Raw genomic sequence first — 18,555 nt, forward strand, 5'->3', positions numbered from 1 at the left:
TCGCGCGGACAAGTTGAGGCCCTTCCTCGAGCGCTGAGCCCAGGCGGGGGCGTCCTCTTTCGACGCCCCGCTCCAGAGACCTGCACACCCGCTGAATTCGCCACCCACTTCTGCCGCGCGGCCCGACGTGGAACCACTGGCCACTTCCAGACTGCAACGGCGCTTGCCGGCGCCCTTGTGCGAACTTATCCTGTGCAGGAACCTCGCCCCATAAACGAGCATGCAAGTTCAACCTTTGCGCCTTTCTCCCGGCGATGACTTGCGCGCCGCTGTCGAGGACGTCCTGCGCCAGCGCGAGTTGCGCGCGGCCTTCGTCATCCAGGGCGTCGGGAGCCTCAGCGTCGCCCATTTGCGATTTGCCGGAGCCGCTGCCCCGACCGAGCTGCGCGGCGACCTCGAAATACTGACCCTTGCGGGTTCGATATCGCCTGATGGCGCACACCTGCACATGTCCGTTGCCGACGCGCGCGGTCAGGTATTCGGTGGCCATGTCGCTCAAGGGTGCAGGGTCCGCACCACTGCCGAGCTGATGCTCGCGCTGCTTCCCGAATATCGCTTCTCCCGGCAGCTCGACCCGAGTACCGGGTTCATGGAGCTGGTGATCCAGGCCGAGCCACGCGCGAATCCGGCTTGAACCGCGGATCCGGCACTGTACACATCGCGTGTCGCCGCAGGCTTCAAGGTACCGCCGGTGCAACCCGCGAAACCGGATGCTTCTTCTTTAGTCTGAGGTAAAGCCTGTTCAGATTCGCCTGAATGGGTTTGTCGCTGTTGCGGTCGGCCGGTTGTTGTTGGCGGTCCGCTGCAGTGCTAGGCTGAAAGCGTCATCTTGCTGGCCAGGCGGAGACAAGCACATGGTCGAAGCTTCCGGACTGAAGTCGGGCATGGTCGTCATGCTGGAAAACGAACTTCACAGTATCGTCAGCGCCGGGTACCACGCTGGGGGCGGCCAGCAGGGTAGCGCGGTCTTTGCCAGGGTCAAGAGCCTGAAGACCGGGCACATCAAGGAGCTGCGGCTACACCCGAGCGACAAGCTCGAAGACTACGCGCTCGATCGCAAGGATATGGAATATCTGTACACGGATGGTGTCGCGTTCTACTTCATGAATCCCGATACCTTCGAACAGATCAGTTTTCCGTCGGAAACCATCGGCGCATACAAAAAGTTTCTTCAGCCCAATATGCGAATCCCGGTGCAGCTCTATGAGGGCGAGCCCGTCACCATTGCATTTCCGCCTGCGGTCGAGTTGAGCGTCGTGTCCACGCCGCCGGGCCTGCACGAGCATGAAACCTCCACCTTCAAGGCTGCCACCCTCGAGAACGGCATGGAAGTGCTTGTTCCTCAGTTCATAAAGGAAGGGGACACGGTGCGAATCGAAGTCGCCTCTGGAAAATATCTGGAACGGGTGAGACGAGAGACCCGTAAGCCATGACTGCAACATTTCTCGTCCTGCCGGCGGCTGATCTGGCTGTGTCGCGCGCTGTCGGGGCGCATTGAGTCCCTCATAATTTTCGACGCGCTCTCGTGAGTGGCAGGCGCTCGCGAGTGAGATCGTTGCTCGAATTACCGCCCGCGTGACAATAAATCGGCCAGCTCCGCTTTCGCGCGTCAGATCGAGCCCCACCGCAACGTGGCGGCTCGCCGTTCAATCCGTCATGTCGCCGACTTCCATGGCCACGACGGATAAAAGGGCCCGCCGCCTTCGACGCTCTCCCGCTCATTCATCGCGGACGCTTCGCCACGCTCGACGTCGCCAACGACTGTGGGCTCAGCCACGCGCGCATCTTCTGCTCCCATGTCACACGGGTCGGCGCGCGTTTCTGCGGCTGCACCCTCCGCTGGCAGCCCGTCGCCGAACCACGCCACCTCCGGTTTCAATTCCCTGACATAGGCGCGCCACCCCGCTGTGTTAGCCGCGAACAGATTCCGCTGGACCATCGCGGCAAGATGTTCGCGGTTCAGTTCGGGCTCGAGCAATGCTCGCGGCCAAGTGCTGAAGGCCGCGCTTGCACGCTGAACGAACTCGTGCAGCGTCATCTGCTGCGACACCTGTTGCAGCAGCGGGAGGCCGGCGAGCGCCTCGTTCGCCGCGATCAACTGGTGCAGCGTCTTGCGCTCGCCCTCGCCGCCTGCCGCCAACCGTTCGATGGCCTCGAGTACGTCGCCGAGGTGTAACAGCAGTGCACGGCGTTCGAATGCGTCTTTCATGAATCCCTCTTCATGCATCAGTCCGGACTGTGATTCTAGACGCCTCGTCGGGCGAAGACATGAATCGAACTGGATGCCTCTGCCGGATCCGCAATCGGGTAACGCCTGTCCCCGCCGGCGGTTGGCGGCATCGGCCGCCGCGGTTTAGACTGCCCGCTGGGCGTGACGGTCTCGGGACCGCGTCGAAACGGTGCGCCGCAACGTCGGCCGGCGCCTCTCCGGCCACGCCATGTTTCTGGCCTCCCACGCGCCTGACGCGCGTCGGGGGCCGTCTGCATTGTCAACGCGCGGTTATGACGAGGTGTGGACAATGGATATCGTGCTGGCCATGAGAGTATTCGCCCGCGTCGTGGAAACGAAGAGCTTCACGCGCACGGCCGACACGCTGGACCTGACGCGGGGACGCGTGACCGTGATCGTCCAGAGCCTCGAAGCGCACCTGAAAACACGCCTGCTGCAGCGCACCACGCGCAGCCTGAACCTCACGGCGGACGGCGCGGCCTATTACGAGCGATGCGTGCGCGTCCTCGCGGACATCGACGACATCGAAAGCTCGTTCCTCGGCAAGGAGCGATCGCCGCGCGGCAAGTTGCGGGTGGACATGCCCGGCGCACTCGGTCGCCTCATCGTCATGCCGGCGCTGAGCGACTTTCACGAGCGTTATCCTGAAATCGACCTGATGCTCGGCCTCGGCGACAAGCCGCTGGATCTCGTGCAGGAAGGCATCGACTGCGTGGTGCGCATCGGCACCTTGCAGGATTCGTCGCTCGTCGCACGGCGCGTCGGCATCTATCAGGCCGTCACCGTCGCGAGCCCCGAGTATCTCCGTCAGTCGGGCGCCCCGCTCACGCTGGACGAGCTCGCGAATCACCGTACGGTGAACTACTACTTTGGGCGCACGGGCCGGATCATGCCGCTCACGTTTGAAATCGACGGCAGGATGGTCGACGTGAAGATGCGCGGCTCCATCGCGGTGAACGACGCGGAAGCCTATTTGCGCGGCGCGCTGAATGGTCTCGGCATCGTCCAGGGTGCCCGCTTCATGGCGCTGCCGTACCTCGAATCGGGCGCGCTGGTCGAGGTGCTTTCGCAATGGAAACCGCCGCCGCTGCCCATTTCCGCAGTCTATCCGCACAATCGGCATCTCTCCGCGACGGTGCGCACGTTCGTCGACTGGATCGCCGAACTCTTTCGCACCAACCCGTTGATGTCCAGCACCCCTGAGACGGATGCGCGATGCCGCCCGACGAGCATCGAGGCCCAGGACGGCGACGTGATCGACCTTGCCGGCGACGAAGCGGAGCCGATCGCGTAAGCAAGCCCCGCCGGTAAAGGACGAAGCATTGTTCTCTTGAGGAGAACACTGTTGGGGCGAGCCCAGGATTTATCCGCCCGGGGGTAACGACCAGAATTCGTGCATTGTTCCTGTAAGCGAGAACGCTGCGCGTTGGATGGTATGTCTACCGTTTCCCATTCGAGTTTGCTGATCGAAGAAGTTCGCATCAACGGCTACAGCCAGCCGATTGCGATGCGCAGCTTCAGGCCGTCGGCACGGAAGCACCGGCTCTCGATCATCCTCTATTTCCACGGTGGCCTGTTCACCGCCGGCTCGCTCGACGAGACGAACGCGGTGTGCGAGGCGCTCGCGCTGCACGTACGCGCGTGGGTGCTCTCCGTCGGCTACTCGCTCGCGCCTGCGTTCCCCTTTCCGACTGCCGTGGAAGACGCGCATCGCGCATTGCAGTGGGCCCGGTCGGAAGCCGGCGGTGTGTGCGCGGACAAGCGGCAGATGGCTCTTGCCGGCCACGATGCCGGCGGGAATATCGCCACCTGCGTTGCCGCCATCGCGCGCGACCGTGGCGACGCAGGCATCCGGGCCCAAGTGCTGCTCGCGCCGCTGCTCGACCCCAGCATGACCCGCATCGGTCGCGACACGACGCATGCCGCATCCGGCATCGACACGCTGGCGGCCAGCTACCGCGCCTATCTGCCCACGCTCGCGCAACGCGTCCATCCGTACGCCGCGCCGCTCGAATCGCGCCGCCTTGCCCATTTGCCGGCGGCGTTCATTGCCAGCGTCGAGCATGACCCGCTGCATGTCGAAGCCGAACATTACGCCGCGTCGCTGATCGCCGCGGGCATCCCCACGGAATGCGCCCGCTACGCGAACACGACGCGCGCCGGCATCGCGACGCACGCACCCGCCCTGCTCGCGGCCGGCGGATTTCTCCAACGGCATCTCGCAGGCGGCTGACGGCTGCGATCACCGATCAAGACATTTCCAGGAGCTACCCGACATGAACCCGCTTCCCGCATTCGATGCGCTGCCGGACGTCCTGCAGACGGTGCGCACGCGCCCGCTGTTCGTCATGGCACTCGACGTGAAGCCGCTCGTCGTCGTAGGCGCGACGCCTGGCCCGTTCCGCAGGATCGGCATTGTGCCTTCGGGACGCTTCGAAGGCGAAAGGATGGCTGGCCGCGTGATCGACGGGAGCAGCGATTGGCAGGTCGTCAGGAACGACGGCAGCGTCACGCTGGACGTGCGGCTCGTCCTGCATACCGATGACGGTACGGCAATCACGATGCGATATGGCGGCGTACGCCATGGGCCGCCCGATGTCATCCGCCGCCTCGAAAAAGGCGAAGACGTCGACCCCGCGCACTACTACTTTCGCATCGCACCGACGTTCGAGGCACCTGCCGGCCGCTACGACTGGCTCAATCGCATCGTCGCCGTCGGCACGGGCCATCGCTTTCGCGACGGCCCCGTTTACAGCCTGTTCGAAGTGCTCTGACCCACCTCCTGCCAAACAAGGAAAGCTCATCATGAAACTCACCGGAAACACCGTATTCATCACCGGCGGCACGTCGGGCATCGGCCGCGCACTGGCGGAAGCCTTTCACCAGCGCGGCAACAAGGTCATCGTCGCGGGGCGCCGCAAGGCGCTGCTCGACGAGATCGCGAAACAGCATCCCGGCATCGACACCGTCGAACTCGATATCGGCAATGCCGAACAGATTCGCGAAGTCGCCACGCAACTGATCGAACGCTATCCGACGTTGAACGTCGTGATCAACAACGCGGGCATCATGCCGTTCGACGACGCCGGCGGCCCGCTCGACGACGCCCAGGCCGTGCATCTCGTCGACACGAACCTGCTCGGCCCGGTACGCGTGAGCGCCGCGTTCGTCGAGCATCTGAAGCGGCAGCCCGAGTCGACCCTCATCAACAACAGTTCGGTGCTTGCGTATGTGCCGCTCGCAGCAACCGCGCTGTACTCGGCGACCAAAGCCGCGATCCACTCGTACACGCTGTCGCAACGCTTCGCGCTGCGCAATACGAGCGTGCGCGTGCTCGAGATCGCGCCGCCCTGGGTCGACACGGATCTCGTTCACAAGAGCGGCGACCCGCGCGCGATGCCGCTCGACGCGTTCATCGCCGAGACGATGAAGCTGCTGGAAGCCGCGACGACCGAGGTTGTCGTCGATGCGGCCAAGCCGCTGCGCGACAACGTGGGGCCCAACGAGCATGCGTTCGTCGAACAGTTCAACCAGTTCATCGTCGACAACCCGATTCCCGTCGCATGAGGGCCGCGCGCACCACGTGTCCGTGGCGCGCGACGACGTCCTGATGAAGCCTCTCGGTCAACCGCCGGTGTCGCGCGTGACCGTCGTTCCCGACCGGCAGCGAATCCCGAACGGGTGACGCGACACCCTCAACCATTGGAGTTCATGTCATGGCAACAACACTTGAAGAGCAGAACATCGCCCTCGTTCTCGAGGCGCTCGACACGCTGTTCAACAAGAAGGATTACGAAAAGGCGGCCCGGTTCTGGTCCGAATCCTACGTGCAGCACAGTCGCATCGTTCCTGCCGGACGAGACGGACTTTTCGGCCTCGTGCGCACGCTTCCCGACGTGCGATTCGAGTACGACAGGGTGGCCGCCCAAGGCGACTTCGTCTGGTTGCATACCCGTTACACCGATTCGGCAAGCCCCACCGCGTTGATCGGTGTGGATATCGTGCGCATCGAGGACGGCAAGCTCGTCGAGCACTGGGACGTTCTGCAGGACGAAGCGAAGCGCGACGAATCCGCCGGCGGCTATCCGATGTTCGGCGATACGTTCGCCGGCGAACGGTGACAGCCGCGAAACGCCGCTCCACACGAGGAACACACAATGAGCACACTACTCGCGCAGGCCGTGCTGGCGCATGGCGGAATCGACAACTGGGCGAAGCTCCGCCGCGTGTCGGCGGTACTCGATATCGGCGGAGCCGTCTGGCACCTGAAAGGCCAGCCCGATATGTTCCAGGGTATCGAACTGGCTGCCGACCTGCGGCACCAGCACGTCGCGATCAATTCGCCGGCTGGCGGCTGGCACGGCACGTTCGCGCCGGACGTCGTGCGCATCGCCTCGGCGGACGCCCGTGCCACCGACGAGCGAAGCGCACCGAGAACGTCGTATCGAGGCCATACCCAGGAAACCCGATGGGACCGCCTGCATGCGCTGTACTTTACCGGCTACGCACTCTGGACCTACCTGACCATTCCGTTTCTCTACACGCTCCCCGGTTTCCATACGGAGGAACTACCCGAATGGAAGGAGAAGGGCGAAGTGTGGCGACGCCTGAAGGTTACGTTCCCGGATTCGATCGCCAGTCACTCGCGCGAGCAGATTTCCTACTTCGGTGAAGACGGGCTGCTGCGCCGTCACGACTACACGGTGGACGTGATGGGCGGCGCGCGAGGCGCCAACTATGCGTCCGACTACCGCAGCATATGCGGCGTCATGGTGCCGATGTCGCGCCGGGTCTTTGCTTACGACGATGCAGCACAAAGGGTCGACGAGCCATTGCTGGTGTCGATCGATTTTCGCAGTATCGATTTCCACACTGAATAGCACCGCGCGTCGGACCCGATCCTCGTGCCGACAAGGCAACGCGTGTCGGGAGATCCGGCGAGTGCATGGCGGCCGGCGCCTCCTTCGACGGAGCGTGCCCGTAGAGGCCACCCGCGGTACATCCTTCAAACTTCGCAGGAAATGTTCGTGAACAAACCAAGCAACCAGCCCTTGCTCGAGCCGATTCGCCTGGGCAACCTCGACTTGTCCAACCGCATCGTCATGGCGCCGCTCACACGCATGCGCGCCGCCAATCCGGAGCAGGCCCCGACCCGCCTGCATGCCGACTACTATGCACAACGCGCGTCGGCCGGACTGATTGTCAGTGAAGGCGTGTTCGTGAGCCCCGAGGCGGTCGGCTGGGCAGACGTGCCCGGATTGTGGAGCGACGCGCAGGTGCGTGGCTGGAGCGTGGTGACGGATGCCGTGCACCGTGCGGGCGGACGGATCGTCGCGCAACTCTGGCATACCGGTTCACTCGGGCATCCGGATTTCCACGGCGGAAACGCACCGCTGTCCGCTTCCGCGGTCAACCCTGATCAGCAGAGCGTCACCGTGTCCGGCCGCAAGGACACCGTCGTTCCGCGTCCGATGGAAAGGGACGACATCCGTCGCACCGTCGCCGATTTTGGCCGGGCAGCACGCAACGCGATCGCGGCCGGCTTCGACGGCGTGCAGATCCAGGGCGGGTACCACTACCTGTTCAACCAGTTCCTCAACGTACGCACCAACCTGCGCACGGACGAATATGGCGGTTCGACGGAGAACCGCGCACGCTTTCTGTTCGAGGTTCTCGAGACGGTGGCCGACGCAATCGGCGCACACCGGACGGGAATCAAGACGGGGCCGGCGACATCCGAAACGGGGGCGTTCGTGTCGACGGATGAAACCCTTGCCACGTCCGAATACGTGATCGGCCGACTCAACGACTTCGATCTTTCCCATCTGCTGCTGATGGGCGCCATGGCCGACCTGTCGGCGACGCCGCTGGCAGCCCTGGCCGGCGACGGCATGTTCCGCCATTTCCGGAACACCTATCGCGGCCACATCATCGCCAATGTCGATATCGACCGTGCACGCGGCAATCGGCTGATCGAGGCGGGGCTGGTCGATATGGTCGCCTTCGGTCGCCCTTTCATTGCCAATCCGGATCTGCCGGCGCGCTTCGCCATCGATGCGCCGCTTGCGGAAGTCGACTGGCCGAAGGTCTATGGCCCGACTGCGGAGGGCTACACCGACTATCCGGCCTTTGAGGCTTTGCCGGCATGACTTGGCGCCACGCCATTCACGCGGATGGCGACGCCCGCCGCGCGGGGCAGCTCTTTCTGGATGCAGACCTTGCCATCCTCGCGGCCGACGAGGCGCGGCTGCTGCGGTACGACCGGAGCATTGCCCGCGAGTAGCGACGGAATCCGGACACCCCGTCCGACGCATTCCGCAACGCCGGCGGCACGCGCTCGAGCAGCTGCTCGAGCACGATCCAATTTTCCTGTCTGCCGGGTTCGCGCCGCTGGCCGCGCCGGCCCTTGCAAACCTCCGGCTGCTGATTCAGCGGCATTTTTGATCAGACGAACATTACCGCTCATATTTGATCGGTATTACGGGATAACCGATCAAATATGAACGGTAATTCGCCGTCCGTCTTGACAGGCCGCGTGCGCGGCGTGAGAATGTCATCACCTCGAAAACGAGGCCGTAACCGCTCAAATGAGTAACCTAAAGCCCAATAACCGATCAAATATGATTGGTAAACGCCCAGGCGAGTCGTTGCCGACCCCGGTCACGCGCGCCCTCAAAAAGCTTGGTACAGACTTGGCGCTGGCGCGCAGGCGGCGCCATCTGACGCAAGAATCGATGGCCGAGCGTCTGCGGATTTCCGAGGCCACGGTGCGTCGAATGGAGCGCGGTGACACTGGCATCTCGATTGGGACCATCGCGCAGGCATTCTTCGTCCTCGGCGAACTGGACAAAATCACCCGACTGCTCGATACGGCGTCCGACGATATCGGCCTGTCCCTGATGAACGAGCAACTGCCCCAGCGCGTACGCAGGAAGCGCATCAAAGCAGACTCGGGAGCCTTATGAGCAAGCCGGCGGCAAAACAGACCGTCAAGGTCGCGCTGGGCGAGGCGGCGCGACCAGTCGGCACGCTCACCTACAGCAAGGACGGCGGACGCGAATTCACGGCGTTTGCCTACGACGCTGCGTGGCTCGCGGCGCCGGACCGCTTCGAGTTGTCGCCCGACCTCGCGCTCGTCGAGGGACACCAGTTCCGCAAGGCGCCGTCGAAGGACGATTCGATTTTCCACTTCGCGTTTGCGGACACCGAGCCGGATGGCTGGGGCTGCCGCGTGATTGCGCGCGATCATGCGAAACGGCGCAAGGCGGCCCAGGCAGCAGGCAACCGCGCGCCCGGCGCGACGCTGACCGAGATGGATTACCTGCTGGGCGTGGACGATCTGAGCCGTATCGGCGCGCTGCGCCTGACTGACGAGGCGGGTAACTTCATGCGCACGATCGAGGATGGTGGCCGCGGCACGCCGCCGCTGCTCGAACTGGCGCAGATCATCGGCGCCACGCGCGCGGTGGAGATGAACAAGGAGACAGAGGCTGATCTGAAGTACCTGCGCGGGCGCGGTACCTCGCTCGGCGGCATGCGGCCCAAGTGCACGATACTCGACGAAGACCGACACCTGGCCATCGGAAAATTTCCGAGCATCAAGGACGACCGCAGCGTCACACGCGGCGAGGTGCTGGCCCTTCACCTGGCCGCGGCGGCCGGCATCACTGTCGCCGAGTCGCGCATCGTCATGTCGGATGACATCCCGGTCGCGCTCGTGCGTCGGTTCGACCGTGCCGCCGGCGGACGCATTCCGTATCTCTCTGCCGGTTCCATGCTGCAGGCATCGCGTGCAGACGACCACGCCTACACGCAGATTGCCGACGTCATCATGACGCGTTGCGTGAACCCGGCGCGTGACCTTGAGGAGCTGTGGCGTCGACTGGCGTTCAACCTGCTCATCACGAACGTAGATGACCACGTGCAGAATCACGGATTCCTGCACGTTGAGCACGGTCAATGGCGGCTCGCGCCGGCTTTCGACATCAACCCCTTTCCAGACAAGGATCCTGAGCTGAAGTTGTGGCTCACCGGGGATTCCGGGCCCGTCGATTCCATTGCGGACGTGCTGCGCATAGCCTCGTATTTCTGGCTGTCAAGGGACGATGCAATGCGCGTGCTCGCTGAGGTACGCGCGGCGGTCCAGAACTGGAGAGCGATTGCGAAATCTGCGCCAATCGGTATGACCGACGACGACCTCGATGCCTTTGCGCCAGCGTTCGAGAACGAGCAGATGCGCGTCGCAGCTGGCTTGCTCGCATAGCTGCCGTCAGTTCGCGCAAGCGGAGTCGAACGCCCTCGACAGCCTCCCCCTTGCGTGCGGAGGCACACCAGCGTACGCCCGCTTGCGCGCCGAAAGGGTGCGTGCTGCTGCGCCGCTGTCGCCAGCAAATCTCGATGCTCATGCATCCGGTCGGACGAGCCAGCCCCACGCGCCTCGGGATACTACCGCTTTGCAGACCGGCCGCGCGTCGTTGATTTCGTTGCGGTGACCGGTGTCGATTCCGTCGCCGCGCCCCCCGCGGGCGCGCGCTTGAACCACTGAGAACCCAGCGTGGCCGCGCCCATGTCGGAGGCCGCCTCGAGCAGCAGCGGCGCAAGCTCCTTGAGCCGGGATTCCGGCAGCCGACTCGTCGGGCCGGCGAGGCTCACGATGCCAACCACGGTGCCCGTTACCGGATTGCGCACCACCGCCGCGATCGATGCCATGCCGACCTCGTAAGTCTCGATCGCCATCCCGTAGCCGCGCTCGCGCGCGCCGTTCAGGTCTTTCAGGAAATGCTGGATCGTCTTCGGCGCGCGCGGCACGTTCTGCGCTTTGGAGCTGAGCCCGCCCTGCTTCGAAACGAGTTCGATCGCGCGTTCATCAGGCAGCGTCGCGAGCCACGCCTGGCCGCTCGCGGTGCAATGCAGCGGCGGCTGGCTGCCCATGTCCGGGTCGTAACGCAGCCCCGATTTCGCGCCCTGCGCCTTGCCGACGAACGTGATGCGATCGTCCTCGACCACGCCGAGCCGCGCCAGTTCACCGGACGCCTCGGCCAGGCGGTCGAGCACCGGCTGGGAAATGTCGAACATCCCGCTCGTCGACAGATAGATCAGCGCGAGCGAGACCAGCTTCAGCGCCAGCATGTACTCGCCGTGTTCCTCGTCCTGCCGCACGAATCCTTCGTCGATCAGCATCGACAGCAGGCGATGCGTGCCGCTGCGAGGAATGTCGAGCGTATCGGCAATGGTGGCCAGCGGCATGCGGCCGCCGTTCTTTGCCAGCAATTCCAGCACTGCGAGCGCACGCTCGAGATTTCCTGCCATGGCGCCTTCCCATCCGTATCGTGATGGGCAAATGAGAACACAATTCCACACTGGAATTCAAGCGGATTCGCGCGACGCGCCGCCATGCTCCGGCACGCCGCCTGTCGCCCCGCGCCCGCGTTCAATGACCGGCATTCACGCTCACGGGCACGAACGTTCCCCGGTGGCGCGCGCCCTTGAGGAGCACCGCCGCGCCGCCCACGGCCGCCGGCACCGCGAGCGCCGCGAAGACCTGGCCGAAGCTCCAGTTCGCATGGAGCATGGCCGCCCCCAGCATCGCACCCGCAATGCCGCCGAAGCGACCGACGCCGAGCATCCAGCTCGTCCCGGTCGCCCGCATCTCGGTTGGATAGGAACCGGCCGCGAGCGCACAAAAACCGGTGTTCGAGCCGTTCATGCAATAGCCGATGCCGAGCGCCAGCACGCAGATCACGCTGAACGGGTGTGCCGATGCGCCCATGAACCAGGCGAGCACGCCGCCCGCGAGCACGGTCACGCCGAGTGCGCGGTGCGGGTTGAAGCGATCCATCTGCCAGCCGATCAGCACGGAGCCGACCGTGCCGCCCGCCTGGAACAATGCGCCCACGACCGCCGCTTCGGCCAGCGAGAAACCGAGGCCGCGAATCAGCGTCGGCAGCCAGTTGCCGAGCAGATAGACGGTGAGCAGGCCCGCGAAGTAGCAGATCCACAGCATCACCGTGCCGAACGCGTGCTCGCGCGACAGGATCGCGCGCACGGGGCTGCGCGCGTCGCGTGCCGGTTCGTGCGAAACGAATCGCGTCCGACCGTCGGCGGTGCCGGGCTGCACACGGTTCAGCACACCGACGAGGCGTGCGCGCCGGCTCTCCTGCAGCGCGAGGTAACGCGCGGACTCGGGCAGCCACTTGACGAGCACCGGGACGTAGGCGACCGGCAACACGCCGCCGAGCAGCAGGACCGAATGCCAGCCCCACGTTTCGATCAGCCACGCGCTCACGAAGCCGCCGCCCGCCGCACCGAAGGTGAAGCCGCAGAACACCGCCGTCACCATCAGCGCGCGGCGCCGCGGCGGCGCGTATTCGGCCATCAGCGTAGCCGCGTTCGGCATCGACGCGCCAAGGCCGATGCCCGTCAGGAAGCGCAGCAGCGTCAGCGACGCCACGCCGGTCGCAAACGCCGACGCAACGCTCCACAGCCCGAAGAACAGCACGGCGCTGACCATCACCGTCTTGCGACCGAAGCGATCGGACATCGGGCCGGCAGCGAGCGCGCCGAACGCGAGGCCGAGCAGGCCGCCGCTCATCACCGGGCCGAGCGCGTCGCGCGGTATCGCCCACGCGCTGGATATCGACGGCGCGATAAAGCCGATCATCACCGTGTCGAGTCCGTCGAGCATCACGATCAACATGCACAACAGCAGAACGAGCCACTGGAAGCGGCCCACCGGCTGCGTGTCGAGGAAGTGCTGGACATCGAGCGGCCGCGCACGTCTCGCTTCGTGATCCTGATGAATGCGTTTCGGCCGCGAGGCCGTCTGCGAGGAAGTCATGTGTCTGTCTCCGGGTTGTTGTTCTTGTTGTCTTGCTGGATGCCCGATCCTCGCGCCGGCGTGACGCCTGGAACGGATCGGGCCTGTTATGCCGCCATACCGGCCGACGTGCGATCAGGCCGGCACGGCCGCCGCCTCGATCACGGCAAGCGTCGCTTCGCGCAGGCGGCGGGCGCGTGCCACGGCGGACGTCGTCTTCGCCCATCGCTCGTTCGGCACCTCGACGCTGACCGGCAGGTGAGCGGGCAGTGCGCGCAGGATGCCCGTCAGGTCGAGGCCGCCCTCGCCCGGCACCATACGTTCGCAGCGCGCCTGGAACAGCAGTGTGTCGACGTCGGTCGGGCGCTCGGCCGGCGCGTCGCAGAACTGCACGTAGCCGAAGTACGCGTGCGGCAACGCACGCAGCGCGTCGGGCGACGATCCCGCGCGATCGAAGTGGATCGGATCGACGATCAGCCCGGTGTTGCGCCGGCCGCATGCGTCGACGATGCGCGCGCCGGCGTCGATGTCCTTCACGTCGGTCCACGGCATCGGCTCCAGCGATGGCGACAGGCCGAGCGGCGCGGCGAGATCGCACAGCCGGCCGAGCCGGTCGGCGGTGCGCGCTTCGTCGGGATCGTTGCCGGCCACGAGCACATAGCGCGCGCCGAGTTCCGCTGCCGTTTCGAGCATCGGCAAGTAGCGCGTCACGTCGGTGTCTGGCTTCAGGCGCGCGATCTCGACGTCGAGCACGCGCATGCCCGTATCGCGCAGGATCGCCAGCGTTTCGCGCTTGAGCGGCGTGTCGCCGATGATCTCGTGGCGAATCTCGGTGTCGGTGGCCGGCAACAGGCGCAGGCCGACGTAGTCGTAGCACGCGTCGACCGCGCACTGCACCATCTGCGGCGGGCTCAGCTCGAGCACGGTCAGCGCCGACAGCGACAGCGGGCGGGGTTGAGGCTGGGTCATACCATCTCCTTGATCGTCATCGCGCGGCGCGCGTCATGTGATGTTCAGCGCAACGGCGAGAACGGCGCGGGCACGCAAATCGTCGAGGCCATCGTCGTCAGATGGGCAGGGCCGCCCTTCGGCGGCCAGATGCCGTCCTTGACCGCTTCGGCGCGAATGCGCGATCGCTCGTCCACGCTCGCATACGGCCAGATGTTGAGAAAGTGCGGCACGTCGCCGTCGAGCGCGTACATCGCGCCGACCAGCGGCGAGCGCTTTGTGCGCTCCGGCACGGCCTGTTCCCACACGTCGATCGTGTGCTGCAGGCTGCCGAGCTTCGTGCCATACACGCGCATCTCATAGATGCCGCCATGCACGGCTGGTTCGATCGGCGGCAGGAAAGGGAACAGCGCGTAGCTGGCCGTCTTCACGTCGACGATGCACTCGCCGCAGCCGAACGGATTGCCTTCGAGCAGCATCCGCTTGCGCTCGGCGACGAGCGCGGCCTCCGATTCGTAGCCGCGCAACACGAGCACCTGGCCCAACGTGCCGATGTCCGAGTACCAGCAGCCCAGCAGCCTGCCGCCCTGCGGGTCGCCGCTTGCGTTGATTCCTTCGAAGACTTGCGCGTTCGCGCCGATCTTCACCGTGAGCGTCACGACGTCATACAGTGTCATTGCATTTTCCTTGAGGACGAGTCGATGCCGACGCGCACGCGGTGTCCGGCGCGGCGTTGGCGAGAGAAAGCCCGGCGAGATAGCCGAAGGTCATTGCAGGCCCGAGCGTGATGCCGCCGCTCGGATAACAGCCGCCCATCATGCTGGCTGCATCGTTGCCCACCGCGTAGAGGCCCGCGATCGCGCGGCCGGCGCGGTCGCGCACGCGGGCATCGCGGTCGGTGGCAAGGCCCGCGAACGTGCCGAGGCTGCCCGGCAGGAGCTTCACCGCGTAGAACGGCCCCGATTCAATTGGCGCGAGGCAGGGGTTCGGACGATGTTCGGCGTCGCCCTGCACGCGGTTGTAGGGTGTCGAGCCCTTGTGGAATTCCGGATCGGTGCCCTGCTTCGCGTACTGGTTGTATGCCGCGACCGTACCCGCGAGCGCCTCGCCATCGATCCCGCATTCGCGCGCGAGCGCATCGAGCGTGGCGCCGCGCTTGAGATAGCCGGAACGCCGGTACGCGCCGGCCGGGAACGGAAACGGCTTCGAGAAGCCCAGCCCGTAGCGCCGCTGAAAACGATGGTCGCATACCAGCCATGCGCAGACTTCATCGCCGGCGGGCGTCGTATCCAGCAGCGCGGCGATGAAGTCGTGATACGACGACGCCTCGTTCACGAAGCGCTTGCCCGCGCGCGTCACGGCGATCACGCCCGGCTTCGCGCGCTCGATCAGATGCGGAAACGCGACGGCGGTGCCACCGGATTGCGGCACGAGCGAGACGGGCGCCCACGCGGCCGGCGCGTCGAGCGAATCATCGAAATGCGCGCCGATCGATTCGCCGAGCCGGATCCCGTCGCCCGTATTGCAGAGCGGCGCCGCCGACCAGTGCTCGCGCCCCGACGGCGTATACGCGAAGGTCTGCGCGCGCCGCACCGGATCGTGCGGAAAGCCGCCGCAAGCGAGCACGACGCCGCGCGCCGCGCGCACCTCGTGCACGACGCCGGCGATCTCCACGCGCGCACCCGTCACGCGCGCGGCATCGCGCATCAGGCCGATCGCTTTCGCGTGCGTGCGCAGATCGACGCCGCAATCGGCCGCCGATTTCAGCAGGCGGGCAACGAGCGCATTCCCGTTGACGAGATGCATCGAACGCCCGTAACGCAGCTTGTGCCACGCAAACGCGGCGAGCCGGCGGCCGACATGCAGCGCCGATTTCAACGATCGCGTCGCCCGATAGAAATGCGCGAGATCCTGGCCGGAAGCGAGCGCCATGCCCTTGATCGTCGTGACCGACAGCGGCTCGCGCAGCTTGTCGATCAGCGGGCCCAGTTCGCGGCCGTCGAACGGCATCGCACAGACCGAGCGCCCGCCCTTGCCAGCGCCCGGCGTGGTATGAAAGTCGGGAATGCGGTTGCCGTCGACGAAGCGCACCGCCGTATGCCGCTCGAAGAATTCGACCATCTCCGGCCCGCGTTCGAGCAGCGCATCGGCCTTCGCGGCATCGAACTGCGCGCCCAGCTCATTCTTCAGATAAGCACGCGGCGCATCGATGCCTTCGCGAATCCCCGCGCGCGTCGCGAGCGGATTGCGCGGAATCCACATCCATCCGCCCGACCACGCGGTCGTGCCGCCGAACACGGCTTCCTTCTCCGCGACGATCACGCGCAGGCCCTGCACGGCCGCCGTCACCGCCGCCGCGAGCCCACCCGCGCCGGAACCCAGCACCAGCACGTCGCAATCGAGTATCGGTTCACGTTTCATGTTCGGTATCGCCCGTTCAATGTCTCCAACGTCGAATGCGATGCAGTTGCGACGTTTATGGAATCTTCTTTCGATGTGGAATACTATTCCACAATATCGAGTTTCGCAAAGACTTTGTGACGACAAGGAGGCACGACAATGCGGGTACTGGTAACGGGCGGCAGCGGTTTTCTCGGCGCGTGGATCATCAAGAGGCTGCTGGCGCGCGGCATGGAATGCGTGAGCTTCGACATGTGCGCGAACCCGCGTCTCGTCGATGCGCTCGCGCCCGAGCGCGCCGCGACGGTGCAATGGCGCACCGGCGACATCGCCGATGCCGCCGCCACGACGCGCGCACTCGACGGCTGCGACGCGGTGATCCATCTCGCGGGCATCCTCACGCCCGGCTGCGCGAGCGATCCCGTGCGCGGCGCGCAGGTCAACCTGATCGGCACGCTGAACGTGTTCGAGGCCGCCCGCGCGGCCGGGCTGCGGCGCGTGCTCTACGCGAGCAGTGCCGGCGTATTCGGTCCGGATGACGGCGCCGTGCCATTACCGCAAACGCACTACGGCGCGTTCAAGCTGGCGTGCGAAGGCTCGGCGCGCGCGTACTGGCATGACCACGGGATCGCGAGCGTGGGCTTCCGTCCGCTGGTGGTCTACGGCGCCGGACGCGAGACGGGGTCGAGCGCGGGGCCGAGCCTGGCATGCCGGGCGGCCGTGCGCGGCGAGCGCTACACGATCCCGTTCAGCGGCACGACAGGCCTCGTGTTCGCCGACGATGTCGCGGCCGCTTACGAGGCCGCGCTGCTGCACGAGATCGAAGGCGCGCACGCATTCACGCTGGCGGGCGAGATCACCCCCGTGACCACGCTGATCGAGCGGATCGCGGCCATCGCGCCGGACGCGCGCATCGACGCCGACGGACCGCCGCTGCCGATCGCGACGGCGTTCCCTGACGATCCCGCGCTCGCGCGCCTGCTGCCCGGCCTGCCGCGAACCGCACTCGACGACGGCTTGCGGCAGACCATGGCGTTCTACCGCCACGCGCGCGAGGCACGCGCCGGAACCCGCGGCTAGGCGACGGCGACGTCCGCGGGTGGAACACCCGTGCGCGCCGCCACCGCGCGGTGCACGGCGAGCGTCGCCGCGAGCGTGCGCGCGGCGTCGTCGGCGGAACACAGCGGCGCTTCGTCACCTGCGATCACGGCCGCGAAGTGGCGCAACTGCTCGTGGTAAGGATCCGCGCCGTGCGGCGTGCAGCGCTCGACCGTCAACGGTTCGTGCCAGCCCTTCCCGCTGCGGTACTCCCACAGATCGAGCTGCGGCAGCGTGAGCGACGCATCGGTGCCGATCAGGAAATGGGTGTTCACCTGCTGCCGCGGATAGTGCGCGGCCTCGCTCGCCGCCAGATCCCAGTTCCACGGCGACGCCGCGCAGTCCGACACGGCCAGCGTGCCGAGCGCGCCGCTGCCGAAACGCAGCAGCACCGCGGCCGTGTCCTCCACGTCGAAACCGCGCACGCGATTCGACGCCTGCGCCTGAACCTCGACGATCTCGCCGAGCAGGAAACGCATGATGTCGATGTCGTGAATGAGGTTGATCAGCACCGGGCCGCCACCCGCACGACGGCGCCATTCGACGTCGAAATACGCGTCGGGCTTGTAGAACGTCGCAAGCGCATTGGCCGCGACCGGCTTGCCGAGCCGCCCGGACTGCACGATCTCGCGCGCGCGCCGCAGGATCGGATTGTGGCGGCGATGGTGGCCGACCAGCAGCGGCACGCCGGCTTCGCGCGCGGCGCGACTCAGGCTGGCCGCCGCTTCCACGCTGTCCGACACGGGTTTCTCGATCAGCGCGGGCACGCCACGCGCGATGCACGCGAGGCCGACCTCCACGTGCGTCGCATTCGGCGTCGCGACGATCGCGCCGTCCGGACGCGTCTCGTCGAGCATCACCGCGTAATCGGCGAACCAGCGCAGCCCCTCGGCGCGCGCGAACTGCTCCGCCGCCGGCGACGGGTCCGCAATCGCCACGACTTCCGCCTGCGGATGCACGCGCGCGCGCTCCACATGCATCCGCCCGATCGCGCCTGCGCCGATCACTGCCAGCCGTCTCCTTGCCATCTCTTCATCTCCATGTTCGGGTTGTACGACTCGCG

The 18,555-nt window shown here is 65.9% G+C and carries 20 protein-coding genes; 13 read left to right on the forward strand and 7 right to left on the reverse strand.

All coding sequences use genetic code 11. The features are described from left to right. Positions 1-220: 220 nt before the first annotated feature. The gene (locus tag ACV22Z_RS29740) at positions 221-634 is read left to right on the forward strand and encodes a PPC domain-containing DNA-binding protein (RefSeq protein WP_448079831.1); all 414 of its coding nucleotides are present in this window, start codon (positions 221-223) and stop codon (positions 632-634) included. A 220-nt stretch (positions 635-854) separates the two neighbouring features. Beyond that, the gene (locus tag ACV22Z_RS29745; protein ID WP_448079832.1) at positions 855-1,433 is read left to right on the forward strand and encodes an elongation factor P; all 579 of its coding nucleotides are present in this window, start codon (positions 855-857) and stop codon (positions 1,431-1,433) included. 221 nt (positions 1,434-1,654) lie between these two features. Here ACV22Z_RS29745 and ACV22Z_RS29750 read toward each other — a convergent pair whose 3' ends face one another. Continuing rightward, positions 1,655-2,209, reverse strand: coding sequence for a hypothetical protein (locus ACV22Z_RS29750; RefSeq protein ID WP_448079833.1), 555 nt, complete (start codon positions 2,207-2,209; stop codon positions 1,655-1,657). A gap of 310 nt (positions 2,210-2,519) precedes the next feature. Between ACV22Z_RS29750 and ACV22Z_RS29755 the strand changes: the two genes are divergently transcribed. From ACV22Z_RS29755 to ACV22Z_RS29800, 10 genes are all read left to right on the forward strand, one after another. Then, positions 2,520-3,524, forward strand: a complete 1,005-nt coding sequence (locus ACV22Z_RS29755; protein WP_448079941.1) for a LysR substrate-binding domain-containing protein — start codon at positions 2,520-2,522, stop codon at positions 3,522-3,524. Positions 3,525-3,689: 165 nt separating this feature from the next. After that, on the forward strand, positions 3,690-4,463 hold the full coding sequence (locus tag ACV22Z_RS29760; protein WP_448079834.1) for an alpha/beta hydrolase: 774 nt from the start codon (positions 3,690-3,692) through the stop codon (positions 4,461-4,463). 43 nt (positions 4,464-4,506) lie between these two features. Then, positions 4,507-5,004, forward strand: a complete 498-nt coding sequence (locus tag ACV22Z_RS29765; RefSeq protein WP_448079835.1) for a DUF3237 domain-containing protein — start codon at positions 4,507-4,509, stop codon at positions 5,002-5,004. Positions 5,005-5,035: 31 nt separating this feature from the next. After that, the gene (locus tag ACV22Z_RS29770) at positions 5,036-5,797 is read left to right on the forward strand and encodes an SDR family oxidoreductase (protein ID WP_448079836.1); all 762 of its coding nucleotides are present in this window, start codon (positions 5,036-5,038) and stop codon (positions 5,795-5,797) included. A gap of 149 nt (positions 5,798-5,946) precedes the next feature. Beyond that, a complete protein-coding gene (locus tag ACV22Z_RS29775) occupies positions 5,947-6,351 on the forward strand; it encodes a nuclear transport factor 2 family protein (RefSeq protein WP_448079837.1) in 405 nt (134 codons plus the stop codon). 36 nt (positions 6,352-6,387) lie between these two features. Beyond that, a complete protein-coding gene (locus ACV22Z_RS29780; protein WP_448079838.1) occupies positions 6,388-7,110 on the forward strand; it encodes a hypothetical protein in 723 nt (240 codons plus the stop codon). 147 nt (positions 7,111-7,257) lie between these two features. Continuing rightward, positions 7,258-8,379 carry an alkene reductase gene (locus ACV22Z_RS29785; protein ID WP_448079839.1) on the forward strand — a complete coding sequence of 374 codons (1,122 nt, stop codon included), beginning with the start codon at positions 7,258-7,260 and terminating at the stop codon, positions 8,377-8,379. Continuing rightward, on the forward strand, positions 8,376-8,513 hold the full coding sequence (locus tag ACV22Z_RS29790; protein WP_448079840.1) for a hypothetical protein: 138 nt from the start codon (positions 8,376-8,378) through the stop codon (positions 8,511-8,513). The genes ACV22Z_RS29785 and ACV22Z_RS29790 overlap by 4 nt, the downstream gene beginning before the upstream one ends. 337 nt (positions 8,514-8,850) lie before the next feature. Continuing rightward, positions 8,851-9,195 carry a helix-turn-helix transcriptional regulator gene (locus ACV22Z_RS29795; protein ID WP_448079841.1) on the forward strand — a complete coding sequence of 115 codons (345 nt, stop codon included), beginning with the start codon at positions 8,851-8,853 and terminating at the stop codon, positions 9,193-9,195. Then, on the forward strand, positions 9,192-10,493 hold the full coding sequence (locus ACV22Z_RS29800; protein WP_448079842.1) for a type II toxin-antitoxin system HipA family toxin: 1,302 nt from the start codon (positions 9,192-9,194) through the stop codon (positions 10,491-10,493). The genes ACV22Z_RS29795 and ACV22Z_RS29800 overlap by 4 nt, the downstream gene beginning before the upstream one ends. A gap of 182 nt (positions 10,494-10,675) precedes the next feature. On the opposite strand, the gene ACV22Z_RS29805 is transcribed toward ACV22Z_RS29800, so the two are convergent. The 5 genes from ACV22Z_RS29805 to ACV22Z_RS29825 form a co-directional block, all read right to left on the reverse strand. Beyond that, positions 10,676-11,539 (reverse strand): IclR family transcriptional regulator, encoded by an 864-nt coding sequence (locus ACV22Z_RS29805; RefSeq protein WP_448079843.1) that lies wholly within the window; start codon positions 11,537-11,539, stop codon positions 10,676-10,678. A 121-nt stretch (positions 11,540-11,660) separates the two neighbouring features. Further along, positions 11,661-13,067, reverse strand: a complete 1,407-nt coding sequence (locus tag ACV22Z_RS29810) for an MFS transporter (protein WP_448079844.1) — start codon at positions 13,065-13,067, stop codon at positions 11,661-11,663. Between the two features lie 114 nt (positions 13,068-13,181). Further along, entirely contained in the window at positions 13,182-14,015 is an 834-nt protein-coding gene (locus ACV22Z_RS29815) for a sugar phosphate isomerase/epimerase family protein (RefSeq protein WP_448079845.1), read from the reverse strand. A 44-nt stretch (positions 14,016-14,059) separates the two neighbouring features. Continuing rightward, on the reverse strand, positions 14,060-14,671 hold the full coding sequence (locus ACV22Z_RS29820; protein ID WP_448079846.1) for an NIPSNAP family protein: 612 nt from the start codon (positions 14,669-14,671) through the stop codon (positions 14,060-14,062). Next, positions 14,658-16,415 carry an FAD-dependent oxidoreductase gene (locus ACV22Z_RS29825; RefSeq protein ID WP_448079942.1) on the reverse strand — a complete coding sequence of 586 codons (1,758 nt, stop codon included), beginning with the start codon at positions 16,413-16,415 and terminating at the stop codon, positions 14,658-14,660. The genes ACV22Z_RS29820 and ACV22Z_RS29825 overlap by 14 nt, the downstream gene beginning before the upstream one ends. A gap of 138 nt (positions 16,416-16,553) precedes the next feature. On the opposite strand from ACV22Z_RS29825, the gene ACV22Z_RS29830 reads away from it, so the two are divergent. Further along, a complete protein-coding gene (locus ACV22Z_RS29830; protein WP_448079847.1) occupies positions 16,554-17,474 on the forward strand; it encodes an NAD-dependent epimerase/dehydratase family protein in 921 nt (306 codons plus the stop codon). Here the strand turns inward: ACV22Z_RS29830 and ACV22Z_RS29835 are convergent. Next, positions 17,471-18,520, reverse strand: a complete 1,050-nt coding sequence (locus ACV22Z_RS29835) for a Gfo/Idh/MocA family protein (RefSeq protein WP_448079848.1) — start codon at positions 18,518-18,520, stop codon at positions 17,471-17,473. The genes ACV22Z_RS29830 and ACV22Z_RS29835 overlap by 4 nt on opposite strands. Positions 18,521-18,555: the final 35 nt, after the last annotated feature.

The sequence above is a fragment of the Burkholderia sp. PU8-34 genome (assembly GCF_053427725.1).

Bases quoted from the DNA above. Each gene is read 5' to 3' on its own strand.
- ACV22Z_RS29740 (WP_448079831.1), top strand. From the start codon at position 221: ATGCAAGTTCAACCTTTGCGCCTTTCTCCCGGCGATGACTTGCGCGCC.
- ACV22Z_RS29745 (WP_448079832.1), top strand. From the start codon at position 855: ATGGTCGAAGCTTCCGGACTGAAGTCGGGCATGGTCGTCATGCTGGAA.
- ACV22Z_RS29750 (WP_448079833.1), bottom strand. From the start codon at position 2,209: ATGAAAGACGCATTCGAACGCCGTGCACTGCTGTTACACCTCGGCGAC.
- ACV22Z_RS29755 (WP_448079941.1), top strand. From the start codon at position 2,520: ATGGATATCGTGCTGGCCATGAGAGTATTCGCCCGCGTCGTGGAAACG.
- ACV22Z_RS29765 (WP_448079835.1), top strand. From the start codon at position 4,507: ATGAACCCGCTTCCCGCATTCGATGCGCTGCCGGACGTCCTGCAGACG.
- ACV22Z_RS29770 (WP_448079836.1), top strand. From the start codon at position 5,036: ATGAAACTCACCGGAAACACCGTATTCATCACCGGCGGCACGTCGGGC.
- ACV22Z_RS29775 (WP_448079837.1), top strand. From the start codon at position 5,947: ATGGCAACAACACTTGAAGAGCAGAACATCGCCCTCGTTCTCGAGGCG.
- ACV22Z_RS29780 (WP_448079838.1), top strand. From the start codon at position 6,388: ATGAGCACACTACTCGCGCAGGCCGTGCTGGCGCATGGCGGAATCGAC.
- ACV22Z_RS29790 (WP_448079840.1), top strand. From the start codon at position 8,376: ATGACTTGGCGCCACGCCATTCACGCGGATGGCGACGCCCGCCGCGCG.
- ACV22Z_RS29795 (WP_448079841.1), top strand. From the start codon at position 8,851: ATGATTGGTAAACGCCCAGGCGAGTCGTTGCCGACCCCGGTCACGCGC.
- ACV22Z_RS29800 (WP_448079842.1), top strand. From the start codon at position 9,192: ATGAGCAAGCCGGCGGCAAAACAGACCGTCAAGGTCGCGCTGGGCGAG.
- ACV22Z_RS29805 (WP_448079843.1), bottom strand. From the start codon at position 11,539: ATGGCAGGAAATCTCGAGCGTGCGCTCGCAGTGCTGGAATTGCTGGCA.
- ACV22Z_RS29810 (WP_448079844.1), bottom strand. From the start codon at position 13,067: ATGACTTCCTCGCAGACGGCCTCGCGGCCGAAACGCATTCATCAGGAT.
- ACV22Z_RS29815 (WP_448079845.1), bottom strand. From the start codon at position 14,015: ATGACCCAGCCTCAACCCCGCCCGCTGTCGCTGTCGGCGCTGACCGTG.
- ACV22Z_RS29820 (WP_448079846.1), bottom strand. From the start codon at position 14,671: ATGACACTGTATGACGTCGTGACGCTCACGGTGAAGATCGGCGCGAAC.
- ACV22Z_RS29825 (WP_448079942.1), bottom strand. From the start codon at position 16,415: ATGAAACGTGAACCGATACTCGATTGCGACGTGCTGGTGCTGGGTTCC.
- ACV22Z_RS29830 (WP_448079847.1), top strand. From the start codon at position 16,554: ATGCGGGTACTGGTAACGGGCGGCAGCGGTTTTCTCGGCGCGTGGATC.
- ACV22Z_RS29835 (WP_448079848.1), bottom strand. From the start codon at position 18,520: ATGGCAAGGAGACGGCTGGCAGTGATCGGCGCAGGCGCGATCGGGCGG.